General features: G+C 74.2%; 11 protein-coding genes. 4 read left to right on the plus strand and 7 right to left on the minus strand.

Annotation, left to right across the window (positions count from 1 at the left end; genetic code table 11):
• Positions 1-592: 592 nt before the first annotated feature.
• The 3 genes from ACIRS1_RS32665 to ACIRS1_RS32675 are packed head-to-tail and all read right to left on the minus strand — an operon-like array spanning position 593 to position 3901.
• On the minus strand, positions 593-1147 hold the full coding sequence (locus ACIRS1_RS32665) for a hypothetical protein (protein WP_402845723.1): 555 nt from the start codon (positions 1145-1147) through the stop codon (positions 593-595).
• A complete protein-coding gene (locus ACIRS1_RS32670; protein WP_402845725.1) occupies positions 1144-3435 on the minus strand; it encodes a hypothetical protein in 2292 nt (763 codons plus the stop codon). The genes ACIRS1_RS32665 and ACIRS1_RS32670 overlap by 4 nt, the downstream gene beginning before the upstream one ends.
• A gap of 31 nt (positions 3436-3466) precedes the next feature.
• Positions 3467-3901, minus strand: coding sequence for a hypothetical protein (locus ACIRS1_RS32675; protein WP_402845727.1), 435 nt, complete (start codon positions 3899-3901; stop codon positions 3467-3469).
• A gap of 174 nt (positions 3902-4075) precedes the next feature.
• On the opposite strand from ACIRS1_RS32675, the gene ACIRS1_RS32680 reads away from it, so the two are divergent.
• From ACIRS1_RS32680 to ACIRS1_RS32695, 4 genes are all read left to right on the plus strand, one after another.
• Positions 4076-5074, plus strand: a complete 999-nt coding sequence (locus tag ACIRS1_RS32680; protein WP_402845729.1) for an ABC transporter ATP-binding protein — start codon at positions 4076-4078, stop codon at positions 5072-5074.
• Positions 5058-5960, plus strand: a complete 903-nt coding sequence (locus tag ACIRS1_RS32685; protein ID WP_402845731.1) for an ABC transporter permease subunit — start codon at positions 5058-5060, stop codon at positions 5958-5960. The genes ACIRS1_RS32680 and ACIRS1_RS32685 overlap by 17 nt, the downstream gene beginning before the upstream one ends.
• A 26-nt stretch (positions 5961-5986) precedes the next feature.
• The gene (locus ACIRS1_RS32690; RefSeq protein ID WP_402845733.1) at positions 5987-6904 is read left to right on the plus strand and encodes an ABC transporter ATP-binding protein; all 918 of its coding nucleotides are present in this window, start codon (positions 5987-5989) and stop codon (positions 6902-6904) included.
• A 133-nt stretch (positions 6905-7037) separates the two neighbouring features.
• Positions 7038-7754 (plus strand): ABC transporter permease, encoded by a 717-nt coding sequence (locus ACIRS1_RS32695; protein WP_360213223.1) that lies wholly within the window; start codon positions 7038-7040, stop codon positions 7752-7754.
• Positions 7755-7824: 70 nt separating this feature from the next.
• Here ACIRS1_RS32695 and ACIRS1_RS32700 read toward each other — a convergent pair whose 3' ends face one another.
• The 4 genes from ACIRS1_RS32700 to serS form a co-directional block, all read right to left on the minus strand.
• A complete protein-coding gene (locus tag ACIRS1_RS32700) occupies positions 7825-9066 on the minus strand; it encodes an MFS transporter (RefSeq protein ID WP_360213221.1) in 1242 nt (413 codons plus the stop codon).
• A 64-nt stretch (positions 9067-9130) separates the two neighbouring features.
• Positions 9131-9862, minus strand: coding sequence for a FadR/GntR family transcriptional regulator (locus tag ACIRS1_RS32705; protein ID WP_360213219.1), 732 nt, complete (start codon positions 9860-9862; stop codon positions 9131-9133).
• A 193-nt stretch (positions 9863-10055) separates the two neighbouring features.
• On the minus strand, positions 10056-10916 hold the full coding sequence (locus tag ACIRS1_RS32710; protein WP_360213217.1) for an HAD family hydrolase: 861 nt from the start codon (positions 10914-10916) through the stop codon (positions 10056-10058).
• 59 nt (positions 10917-10975) lie between these two features.
• On the minus strand, positions 10976-12250 hold the full coding sequence (gene serS / locus ACIRS1_RS32715; protein ID WP_360213215.1) for a serine--tRNA ligase: 1275 nt from the start codon (positions 12248-12250) through the stop codon (positions 10976-10978).
• Positions 12251-12376 lie beyond the last annotated feature (126 nt).

Here is a 12376-nt window from a genome sequence, read left to right on the forward strand (position 1 = left end):
GCGCGGGGGCTCGCCCCCCCCGGGGCCGCCCCCCCCCCCCCCGGGGGCGCGGGGGGGGGGGGCCCCCCCCCCCCCCCCGGGGGGGCCCCCCCCCCCCCGCCCCCGGCGCAGCCGAACGTCGCGGCGGCCCGCTCCGCGAAGCCGGTCACCAGCTCGCCCATCCGCTCCCGACCGGGGCCGCCGGCCGGCCGGACGCCGTCCTCGGTGAGCCTGAGGACGGCCTGGTAGGGCTCGGTCCGCCCGTTCAGGGTGCAGCCGAAGACCGCCACCCCGATGCCGTCGCCGCTGATGCCGCCGGCGCCGTCGGTCACCGAGGCGAACAGCGTCCGGCCGCCCTGCCCGGTGACGTCGCAGTCGAGGACGGGCCGGGAGTCCGGCTGCGGGGCCAGGTAGCGCGTGTTCGCGAAGACCCGGGGGGTGCGCCCCAGCAGCTCGGCGACCCCCGGGTCGGCCAGGGCGCCCCGGCACTCGTCGTGCGACAGCGAGACGGCCGGCGGCCGGTACCCGGTGCGGTCGAGGTACGCGTGCCAGCCGAGCAGGCCGCCGCCGAGCAGCAGGGCCGTCAGGCCCGCGGTCAGTGGTCGTGGGTGCCTCACCGGCAGACGTCCTTCTTGCTCGTCGGCAGCCCGTCCCGGGCGATCTGCTCCAGGTCCGTCCGCCGCGGGCCGTCGCCGCCCGCCGGTGCGTCGGCCCCGTCGGCGGTGACCGCCAGTTGGACGTGGGCGACGCGGCCGCCCGTGCAGTAGTCGGAGACGGCGGCGCCGCCGCTCCAGGAGGCGGCCACGCTGCCCGCGTCGAAGGCGTGCGCGTCCGGGTGCCCGGCGGCCTCCGGGGGGAGCACGGCCTCGCCGTCGCGCCGGACGGCGGTGAGGGTGAGCGCGGTGCGGCCGTCGACCCGGATGGTGCAGCTGCGCGGGTCGACGCCGGTGCGGCCGGTCCGCTCCTCCTCGACGTCCTGGCCGCCGGCCGGCAGCAGGCGCCCGAGCGGGGTGCCGGCGCCGGTGGGCAGCCCGCAGAGGCGGGCCGCGCGGCCGGGTGCGTCGGCCGGGCGGTGGCCCCGCCAGTCCAGGTAGCCGACGGCGCCCGCGGCGACCACCGCCGCCGCGAGTGCGGCGGGCAGGACCCACCGGCCTCCGGGCCCGGTCACGAACTCCCCTTCGCGTTGGCGCTGAGCCCGTCGGCGACCCCGGTGGTGTAGCCGTCGAGCGCCCGGTCGCCGGCGCTGTCGGCGAGCCGCCGGACGTCGTCGTAGCCGAGGCCGGAGCCGACGGCAGCGTCGCGGACGGCCTGTTGGGCGCCGGTCGCGGCGCCGTTCTTGGCGTCGTCGTTGAAGTTGCGGGCCTCCTGGCGGCCGTCCTCGGTGGTGTCGCGGGAGTTGGCCTCGATCACGCTGTCGGCGATGGAGTCGACGATCGCGCCCGAGATCTCGCCGCCGAGCGGGATCTTCTCGGTCACCGAGCCGATGGTGCTGTTGAAGGCGTCCTTGGCGTACCCGACGTTCGTCTCCAGCGCGTCGTTGTACTCCTTGTCGGAGGCGGCGTGCTGGTTGTGCACCTCGTCGACCCGGGCCTCGTTGAGGACGCCGTTGACCACCCCGCCGGCCCGGCTGGCGTGGTCGATGTCGGCCTGCAGCCGGGCGAAGTCGGTCTGCCCGGCGTCCATGTGGCCGCGGATGACGGCGGTGGTGTACGCCTGGTTGGCGTTGGTCACCGCGCCGTACGCGTCCGGGTCGCGGCCCAGCGCGTCGAGCAGTCCGCTGACCGGCGCGTCCCGCAGGGAGGCGGGCGAGCCGTTGACGGGCAGGTCGGTGGTGTGCGAGAGCGCGTTCTGGACGTCGCCGATGTACTCGGCGGTCATGTGCCCGAGGCTGGTCCGCATCGGGGCGAGGCTGCCGTCGCCCTTGATCTCGTCGAGCGCGCCGTGGTCGCCGTGGGTGCCGAAGGTGTCGACCACCCGCTGCATCAGGCCCGCCTGCTGGGCGGTGTGCGGGGTCGGCGGGACGGCGGCCGGGCCGTCGTACGGGTGGCCGGTGGTGGCGGCCTCCAGGGCGTGGCCGAGTGCGGCGGGGCCGCCGAGGCGGGTCTTGGCCGCGAGGTCCGGGTCCCGCGAGCCCGTGTCGGGGATCCACTCCTTGTCGTGGACGTAGTAGTCGAAGTAGTCCGCCGGCTTGGGCCGGCCGCCCGGGTCGACCGTGCCGTCCTCGTGGTAGGCGGTCGCCTGGCCGGTGAAGAAGGCGTTGGCCGCCTCGGGGCTGTGGCCGAGCGCCTCCAGGATCGCGGTGGTCGGCCGGAAGCCGGAGCCGGCCTCGGGGCCGCCGAGCAGGTTGAAGCCGTGCACCCGGTCGGCGACGGAGGGCGGCGGCGCGGGCCAGTACTTGTCGTCCCTGGTGTCGAGCTGGGTGACGTGCTCGGCGATCGGGCCGAGGAAGTGCGGGTCGTAGTCGCCGGTGGCCAGGATGCCGGAGAGCACCTGGTAGCCGTACGGCACGTAGTCCAGGCCGGTCGGCCGCATCGGCTTGTCCCAGACGGGCTGGGAGCCGGCCTTGCGCAGGGCGGCGGCCCACTCGTCGGACAGGTGCGGCTCGTTGCCGGTGCGGGTGGCGGTGGCCAGGTTGAGGCCGAGGTTCTTCTGGAGCTCCTGGTAGGCCTTCCAGCGCGGGTCGTTCGGGTCCCGGTAGTGCGCCGGGTCGCCGACCATGCTGTTCCAGGACTTGATCAGTCCGTCCGGTCCGAGGTCCTGGTAGAACGCCACGGCGAACTTCGGGTCGCCCGAGTGGGCCGCCAGCAGCGAGTTGAGTTCGGTGAGTTCGGCGTCGCCGATGTCGCCGCCGCGGGCGGCGAGGAGGGCGGCGCGCCTGCCGTCCGCCTCCGGTCCGCCGCCGATGGCCCGGGCGTTGAAGGACTTCTGCGGGTCGGTGCTCGTGTCGGAGCGCAGCGCGTAGGCGATCCGCTCGTCGGCGGCGGTGGCCTCCTGGACGGCGGCGTCGATCGCGTTGCGCGCGGTCTCGGCCTTGCCTCGGTACTCGTTCTGGTAGTCGCGGTAGCCGTCGGGGTCGTGCCGGGTGGCCTGGTCGGCCGGCGGCCAGCTGACGGTGCCGTCGGGGCCCACGGTCAGTCCGGCGGCCACCGCGTCGGCGACGGCCTTCTCCAGCTTGGACCTCGCCGCCTGGAACTCGGTGGCGGCGTCCTTGAAGAGCGAGGCGAGCGCGTTGGCCTCGGTCACCGCCGCGGTCAGCTGCTCGTTGGTGCGCTTGAGGCCCGGTCTGGCCTGGTCGGCCGCCGGGCCGGCCCAGCAGACGGAGAAGATCTTGCCGACCACGGTGGTGTTCCAGTCGTCGTCCATCGACTTGAGCTTCTGGGCGGCGGTGGTCCAGGCGGTGGCGGCGTTCTCCAGCACGTCGAACCGGGCGGTGCTGAGTTCGTGGAAGTCGACCACGGCTGTCGTCCTCTCAGGAGTCCCGTTCGGTTCAGGGGTTGAGGTCGTGCTGCACGGCCGACTCGTTCTGCCGGTAGTTGGCGGCGCTGGTGTTCAGCGCCTGGGTGATCTGGCCGATGGTCGCGCCGAGCGCGGCGACCTGCTGGTCCCAGGTGGCGGCGGCGGCCTGGGCGGCCCGGCCGGTGCTCCAGTTGGCGAGCCCGGTGGCGACCTTGGCGGTGGCCTCGTCGGCGCCCCGGCCGTCGGTGTTGAGCCGGGCGTGGATCTGGTCGGAGTTGCCGCCCGCGGTGGCGAGCACGGTGGGGTCCGCGGCGAAGCCGCCGCCGTCCCCGCCGCCGGGCGCCTGGGCCGAGTTGATCTGCGTGCGGGCGCTCTCCTGGGCCCGGGCCTGCGCGGTGAGGTTGCCGTCCGCGTCGTACGCCCAGGGGTTCATCATCCGGTCGAAGGCCGTCGCCCGGTCCGCCATGTCGTTCTCCCCCTCCGTGCCGGCGCAGCGCTCCGGCACCCCCGTTGGCAAAGAATTCGACCAGGGTACAAGCGCGTTCGGGGTTTGCCGACCGGTGGCGCACGAGCACACCCCCTAGGGGAGCGGGCCCGCGCCGTCATACCGCAGCAGCAGATCGGCTCGTCATTCCAGCTCATGGCCCTTTCCCCGCAACGCCGTTACGTTGAGGGCGTGTCCACTGCTGTCATCAAGACGGACGGCCTCACCAAGAGGTTCCCCCGGGTCACCGCCCTGGACCGGCTCACCGTCGAGGTGCAGCCGGGCGTGGTCGGCCTGGTCGGTGCCAACGGCGCGGGCAAGTCCACCCTCATCAAGATCCTGCTCGGGCTGGCCCCGGCGACCTCCGGTCGCGGCGAGGTGCTCGGGCTGGACGTCGCCACCCGCGGCTCGGAGATCCGCGAGCGGGTCGGCTACATGCCCGAGCACGACTGCCTGCCGCCGGACGTCTCGGCGACCGAGTTCGTGGTGCACATGGCCCGGATGGCCGGGCTGCCGGCCACCGCCGCCCGCGAGCGCACGGCCGACGTGCTGCGTCACGTCGGCCTGTACGAGGAGCGGTACCGGCCGATGGGCGGGTACTCCACCGGCATGAAGCAGCGGGTCAAGCTTGCCCAGGCGCTGGTGCACGACCCGAAACTGGTGCTGCTGGACGAGCCGACCAACGGCCTCGACCCGGCCGGCCGGGACGAGATGCTGGCGCTGATCCGCCGGGTGCACGCCGACTTCGGGATCTCGGTGCTGGTCACCACCCACCTGCTCGGCGAGCTGGAGCGCACCTGCGACCACCTGGTCGTCATCGACGGCGGCACGCTGCTGCGGTCCTCGTCCACGGCCTCCTTCACGGAGGCGACGGCCGTGCTCGCCGTCGAGGTCACCGACCACCCGGAGGACCGGCTCCCGGAGCCGGGCGGGGCCGTCCGGGAGCGGCTGGCCGCGGCCGGGCTGTCCGTCCAGTCCGAGGGCTCGCACCTGCTGCTGGTCCGGCTGGCCGGCGAGGACACCTACGACACCATCCGCGACACCGTCGCCGGCCTGGGCCTCGGCCTGGTCCGGCTGGAGCAGCGCCGCCACCGGGTCGCCGAACTCTTCACCGACGACAGCAGGGGAGGGACGGACGATGCCGCTGCCTCCTGACACCGGGGCCGCCGACTCCGGCGTCATCCACGACATCGGCTACCGGGGCTACACCGGCCCCCGGCTCGGCCGCGGCTACGCGACCCGCTCGCTGTTCACCCAGAGCCTGCGCGCCGCGTACGGGCTGGGGCGCTCCGGCAGGTCCAAGGTGCTGCCGATGCTGGTCCTCGGCGTGGTGTCGATGCCCGCCGTCGTCATGGTGGCGGTCGCGCTGGCGACCGGCGCCGCCGAGCTGCCGCTGGACTACGCGCGCTACCTGTCGCTGTTCGGGCCGATCGTGGCGATCTTCCTGGCCTCGCAGGCGCCGGTGCTGCTCTCCCGGGACCTCAGGTACCACACCGTCCCGCTGTACTTCTCCCGCCCGATCACCCGCGCCGACTACGTCCGGGCGAAGTTCGCGGCCATGGTCTGCGCCCAGTTCCTGCTGATGGCGGCGCCGCTGACGGTCCTCTACCTGGGCGCGCTGCTCGGCCGGCTGGACTTCGGGCACAACACCGGGCACTTCCTGTCCGGCCTGCTCGCCGCGGCGCTGTACGCCCTGGTGCCGACCTCGGTGGCGATGGTGATCGCCGCGGCCACCCCGCGCCGCGGCTTCGGGGTGGCCGGGATCATGGGCTACCTGACGATCAGCTCGGTCGTGGTGGCGGTGCTCACCAGGATCGGCACCGCCACCGAGCTCACCGTCCCGGACTCCGTCCAGTGGGCGGCGCTGCTCTCGCCGAACGACCTGGTGGAGAGCTTGACCAACCAGCTCTTCTCGGTCGGCGGCGTGGACGGCCGGATGCACGCGCCCGGCGGGCTCGGCGCGGCCGTCTTCCTGGTGGCCGCGCTGGCCGTCCCGGCCGCCGCGTACGGGCTGCTGCTGCGCCGCTACCGCAGCGTCTGACGAACCGAGGAGTGTGAGAGGGCGCCATGGCCACCATCAGCATCGACAAGGTCTCCCGCTGGTTCGGGAACGTGGTCGCCGTCAACGACATCAGCATGTCGATCGGGCCCGGCATCACCGGCCTGCTCGGGCCGAACGGCGCGGGCAAGTCCACCCTGATCCACATGATGAGCGGCTTCCTGGCGCCGTCCGGCGGGGCGGTCACCCTGGACGGCGCGCCGACCTGGCGCAACCAGGAGGTGTACCGGCAGATCGGTCTGCTCCCCGAACGGGAGTCGATGTACGACTACCTGACGGGCTGGGAGTTCGTGCTCGCCAACGCCGAACTGCACGGCCTCGCCCAGCCCGGCGCCGCCGCCCGCCGCGCCCTGGACCTGGTGGAGATGGCGTACGCGAAGGACCGCCGCACCGGGACGTACTCCAAGGGCATGAAGCAGCGGGTCAAGATGGCCTCGGCCCTGGTCCACGACCCGGCCGTGCTGCTGCTCGACGAGCCGTTCAACGGCATGGACCCGCGCCAGCGCCTCCAGCTGATGGAGCTGCTGCGCCGCTTCGGCGCGGACGGCCGGACGGTGCTGTTCTCCTCGCACATCCTGGAGGAGGTCGAGCAACTGGCCCGCCACATCGAGGTCGTGGTGGCCGGGAGGCACGCCGCCTCGGGCGACTTCCGGAAGATCCGCCGACTGATGACGGACCGCCCGCACCGCTACCTCGTCCGGTCCGGCGACGACCGCCGGCTGGCGGCCGCGCTGATCGCCGACGGCTCCACCACCGGCATCGAGGTGGACGAGCGGGAGCGGGTGCTGCGGATCGAGGCGGTGGACTTCCAGGGCTTCACGACGCTGCTGCCCCGGGTCGCCCGGGACGCGGGCATCCGGCTGTTCACCGTCGCTCCGGCGGACGAGTCCCTGGAGAGCGTCTTCTCCTACCTGGTCTCGACGTGAGCCGCTTGCGCCGCGCCGACGGCCCGGGCCACCCGGGCCGCCCGAGCCGCGCCGGCCGCCCGAGTCACCCGGGCCGCCCCGCCCGCGCCGCCGACCCCCTCCCGTACCGGACCCAGGAAAGGGCCGACCGACCATGAACCCGACCGTCGCCCGGCTGACCCTGCGCGGCCTGCTGGGCCGCCGCCGCGGCCTCCTGCTGCTGGTGGTCCCCGCCCTGCTGCTGCTCGTGTCCGCCCTGGCCGGCGGCTCCGACGGGAACGCGCACGAGCTGACCGTCAAGATCCTCGGCCAGCTCGGCCTCGGCACCCTGGTGCCGATCCTCGGCCTGGTGGTCGGCACCGGGGTGATCGCCACCGAGATCGACGACGGCTCGATCGTCTACCTGTTGGCCAAGCCGCTGCCGCGGTGGCAGATCGTCACCACCAAGCTGGCCGTGGCGATCGGCACCACCTGGGTGTTCGCCGCCGTCCCGACGCTGCTCTCCGGTCTGCTGCTGTACGGCACCCGGGACGGGGTCGCGCTCGGCTACACGGTGGCCGTGCTGGTCGCCGGGGCCGCCTACAGCGCGCTGTTCCTGCTGCTCGGCGTGGTCACCCGGCACGCGGTGGTGGCCGGGCTGGCCTACGCGCTGGTCTGGGAGTCGCTGATCGGCAACTTCGTCTCGGGCGCCCGGACGCTGAGCGTCCAGCAGTGGGGTCGGTCGGTGGCCGAGGCGGTCGCCGGGGACGCCGCGATCGGCGCGGACGTGTCCTTCGGGGTGGCCGTGCCGCTGCTGCTGGTGGTCACCGTCGCGGCGACGGTGCTGGCCTCGGTGAAGCTGGCCGGGCTGACCCTGGCCGGGGAGGAGTAGGGCCTGCCGGCGCCCCTGTCCGGCGCTCCCGTCCGGCGGCCCCGGTCCGGGGCCGCCGGACGGGCGGTGCTCAGAGCGTCCGGTTGCGGCCCGCGCCCCAGCCGGCCGCGCCGACCACGGTGACCAGCGCCAGCATCAGCACCAGGGTCGTCGTCCAGCCGCCGGTGAGCTGGTGCAGCGCCCCGGCGCCGACCGGTCCGGCCGCAGCGACCAGGTAGCCGATCGCCTGCGACATCCCGCCCAGTTGGGCGGCACCGGCCGCGCTGCGGGTGCGCAGCACGATGAAGGCCAGGCCCAGGCCGAGCGAACCGCCCTGGGCGACGCCCAGGATCGCCGCCGCCACCCAGGCGCCGGAGACCGGCGCGACCAGCAGCAGCGCGATGCCGAGGCCGTTCAGCCCGGCCATGGCGACGGCCAGCACGCGCTGGTCGGTCATCCGGCCGGCCAGCAGCGGCACCAGGAAGGCGCCGGCCACCTGCACCAGGTTGGAGAAGGCGAAGACCAGCCCGGCCTCGCCGCGGTCCATGCCGTGGTCGGCCAGGATGGTCGGCATCCAGGCGACCAGGGTGTACACCAGCAGCGACGAGATGCCCATGAAGAGGCTGATCTGCCAGGCCAGCGGCGAGCGCCAGATCCCCTCGACCGGTCGGCCCGGCCGGGCCGCCGCGGCGGCGACGGCCGTCCGCTCCTGCCGGGAGCGCAGCACCTGCGGCAGCCAGGCCACCGCGGCGACCAGCGCCAGCAGCGACCAGGCGCCCAGGGAGGCCTGCCAGCCGCCGCCGAGCACGTGCTCCAGCGGGACGGACGTACCGGCCGCGAGGGTCGCGCCGACCAGCATGGTGGTCGAGTAGACGCCGGTCATGGTGGCCGCGCGGTCCGGGAACTCCCGCTTGACCAGGCCCGGCATCGACACGTTGAGCACGGCGATGGCGACGCCGATCACCACGCAGCCCGCGTACAGCGCGCCCACCGAGGGCAGCACCCGCAGCAGCACGCCCGCGCCGAGCACCAGCACCGCGCCCAGCACCACCCGCTCGGTGCCGAAGCGCCGGGTCAGCCGGGGGGTGAGCGGGGCGCCGACGCCCTGGAACAGCACCGGCACGGTGGTGATCAGGCCGCTGGCGGTGGTGGAGAGGCCGAAGGTCCGCTGGATCTCGCCGACCATCGGGGAGATCGCCGCCAGGCAGGCGCGCATGTTCAGCGCGACGAGCACGATGCCGGTCAGCAGCAGGGCGGGGTGGGCCAGCCGGCTGCGGACGGGGAGCGGGGCGGAGGAGGTGACGACCGGCTGCTGGGCACGGGTGACGGCCATGGGTGTGCTGTGTTCTTTCGTGAATGTGCTGCGAGGGGTGCGGACGGCGGAAGGGGCGGGTGCCTTACTTCCGGGCCGCGATGGCCGCGAGGAGCTGCTCGACGGCCGCGGTCGGCTCGGCGAGCAGCGCACGACACGCCGCCTCGGCGCGGTCCGGGTCGCCGCTCTCGATCGCGTCGACCAGCGCCTCGTGGGTGGCCACGACCACCTCGGGCATCTCGTGGTCGCCGAAAGCCGTGGTCATCGACTCGCGCACGGAGGCGCCGAAGTAGCGGTACACCTCGGTCAGTGCCGGGTTGTGGGCGGCCTCGACGACGGCGGTGTGGAACTCCAGGTCGTGCTCGACGGTGGCCTCGCGGCCGGCCCGCTCGGGCTGGGAGGCGATCACCTCGGCCTCGCGGGCGAGCGCGGCGCGCATCCGCCGGACGTCCTCGGGGGTGTGCCGCAGTGCGGCCAGCCGGGCGGCCTCGGCCTCCAGCGCGGCCCGGACCTCCAGGACGTCGCGCACGCCCGAGCGCTGGACGCCGCGCAGGACGGCCGCCGGGTCGCTGGTGGAGCGGACGAACGTCCCCTCGCCCTGCCGGGAGACCAGCATGCCGGCGTGCACCAGCACCCGGATCGCCTCCCGGACGGTGTTGCGGCCGACCTGCAGCCGCTCGGCGAGCTCGTGCTCGGTGGGGATCTGCGACCCCACCGGCCAGGCCCCGCCGGCCAGTTGCTCGCGCAGCTGGTCGATCGCGGTGTCCACCAGGGAGCGCCGTCCGGCCGCCTGCAGGCTGCTGCCGTCGCTGGTCATGCCGGAACCTCCCTCTGCGGTGCGGACCGTGCGCGGACACCGGCCTCCGGGCCGGTCATCGGTCATCCTACAACTGCTTGCCCGGTCATCCTACAACTGGGCGTGGACAGCCGCGGAACGGCACGCGGCGAGACGCGGCCGGCCGAAGGCGGGGGCCTCGGGTGCAGGGGCCCGGCGGGGGCGGGCGAGGGCCCTAACGGGCCGGGTAGAGACGCTCCAGGACGACGGCGACGCCGTCCTCGTCGTTGCCGGCGGTGACCTCGTCGGCGACCGCGAGCAGCTCCTCGTGGGCGTCCGCCATCGCCACGCCGTGCGCCGCCCAGCCGAACATCGGCACGTCGTTCGGCATGTCGCCGAAGGCGATGGTGTCGGCCCCGCGGACGCCCAGGCGGCGGGCGGCGACGGCCAGACCGGTGGCCTTGGACAGGCCCAGCGGCAGCAGTTCGACCACACCGGCACCGGCCATCACCGCGCCGACCAGGTGGCCGGCGACCCGGCGGGCCGCCTCGGCGAGCGCGTCGTCGGTCATGCCGGGGTGCTGGACGTAGAGCTTGCTGACCGGGGAGGCGAGCAGCTCGCCCCGGTCGACCCGGACGACGGGCAGGTCGGAGCCGATCAGCAGCTCGTACCCGGGCCCGGCCAGCACCTGGCCGTCCAGCCCGTCCTGGCTGGCGGCGACGGCCAGCGGGCCGGTCTCGGCCTCGATCTCGGCGAGGGCGAGCGCGGCGAGCCGGCGGTCCAGGGTGAGTGAGGTGAGCAGCTTGTGCGCGCCGGCGTCGTACACCTGGGCGCCCTGGCCGCAGACCGCTATCCCGGTGTAGCCGATCTCGTCGAAGACCGGCCGGGCCCAGACGGCCGAGCGGCCGGTCACCACGATGTGGAGGGCACCCGCGTCGGTGGCCGTGGCCAGGGCGGCGCGGGTGCGCTCCGAGACGGTCTCCGCGCTGGTCAGCAGGGTGCCGTCGAGGTCGGTGGCGACCAGCCGGTAGGGCAGGCCGCCACCGTCCGGACGTGCGCCGTCCCGGGAGAGGGGGCTGGGGCTGGTGGTGCTCATGGCCGTACGTCTCCCGGGAGTTGCAGGTGCTGCGGGTGGCTCGGTGCTGCTCGACCGGGCTACTTGACCGGCTCGAGGACGGTCCGCCCGCCGAGGAACGGCCGCAGCGCCTCCGGCACGACGACCGAGCCGTCGGCCTGCTGGTGGTTCTCCAGGATCGCCACGATGGTGCGCGGGACGGCGACCAGGGTGCCGTTCAGGGTGGCCAGCGGGCGGGTCTTGCCCTCCTCGCGCATCCGGATGGCGAGGCGCCGGGCCTGGTACTCGGTGGTGTTGGACGTCGAGGTGACCTCGCGGTACTTGCCCTGGGTCGGGATCCAGGCCTCGATGTCGAACTTGCGGGCGGCCGAGGCGCCGAGGTCGCCGGAGGCGACGTCGATGACCCGGTACGGCAGCTCCAGCGCGTTGAGGAAGTCCTTCTCCCACTGCAGGAGGCGGCGGTGCTCGTTCTCCGCGTCCTCCGGCGTGGTGTAGACGAACATCTCCACCTTCTCGAACTGGTGGACGCGGATGATGCCGCGGGTGTCCTTGCCGTAGGTGCCCGCCTCGCGGCGGAAGCAGGACGAGTAGCCGGCGTAGCGCAGCGGCAGCTTGTCGGCGTCGAGGATCTCGTCCATGTGGTACGCGGCGAGCGGGACCTCGCTGGTGCCGACCAGGTACCGGTCGTCCTCGGCGAGGTGGTAGACGTTCTCGGCGGCCTGGCCGAGGAAGCCGGTGCCGTCCATGGCGGCCGGCCGGACCAGGGTCGGGGTGATCATCGGGATGAAGCCGGCCGCGGTGGCCCGGGCGATCGCCATGTTGACCAGGGCGAACTCCAGCAGCGCGCCGACGCCCGTCAGGTAGTAGGAGCGGGCACCGGCGACCTTGGCGCCGCGCTCGGTGTCGATCGCGCCCAGGATCTGCCCGAGCTCGACGTGGTCGCGGGGCTCGAAGCCCTCGGCGGCGAAGTCGCGGGGGGTGCCGATCTCCTCCAGCGTGACGAAGTCCTCCTCGCCGCCGACCGGGGCGGCCGGGTCGATGAGGTTCGCCAGGGAGCGGAGCAGGCGGTCGGCCTCCTCCTTGGCGGCGCCCTGTTCGGCGTCCGCGGCCTTGACCTCGGCGGCCAGCTCCTTGGTGCGCTGCAGCAGGGCGGTCTTCTCGTCGCCCTTGGCCTGGGCGACCTGCTTGCCGAGCGCCCGCTGTTCGGCGCGGAGTTCGTCGAAGCGACTGCCCGAGGACCGGCGCCGTTCGTCGGCGGAGAGGAGGGCGTCGACCAGGTCGACGTCCTCGCCACGGACGCGCTGCGAGGCGCGCACTCGGTCAGGGTCCTCACGGAGCAGGCGAAGGTCAATCACAGGCCCAAGCGTACCGGGCGGGGACTCCTCCGCCGGTACCGGTTTTCCCCTGGGGATAACCGCCCACAGCCTGTGGATAACTTCTGTGGGAACTCGACCGGGGCCCGGTTATCCACAGCCCCCGGC

Source organism: Kitasatospora sp. NPDC101176 (assembly GCF_044768035.1).
Lineage (GTDB): Bacteria > Actinomycetota > Actinomycetes > Streptomycetales > Streptomycetaceae > Kitasatospora.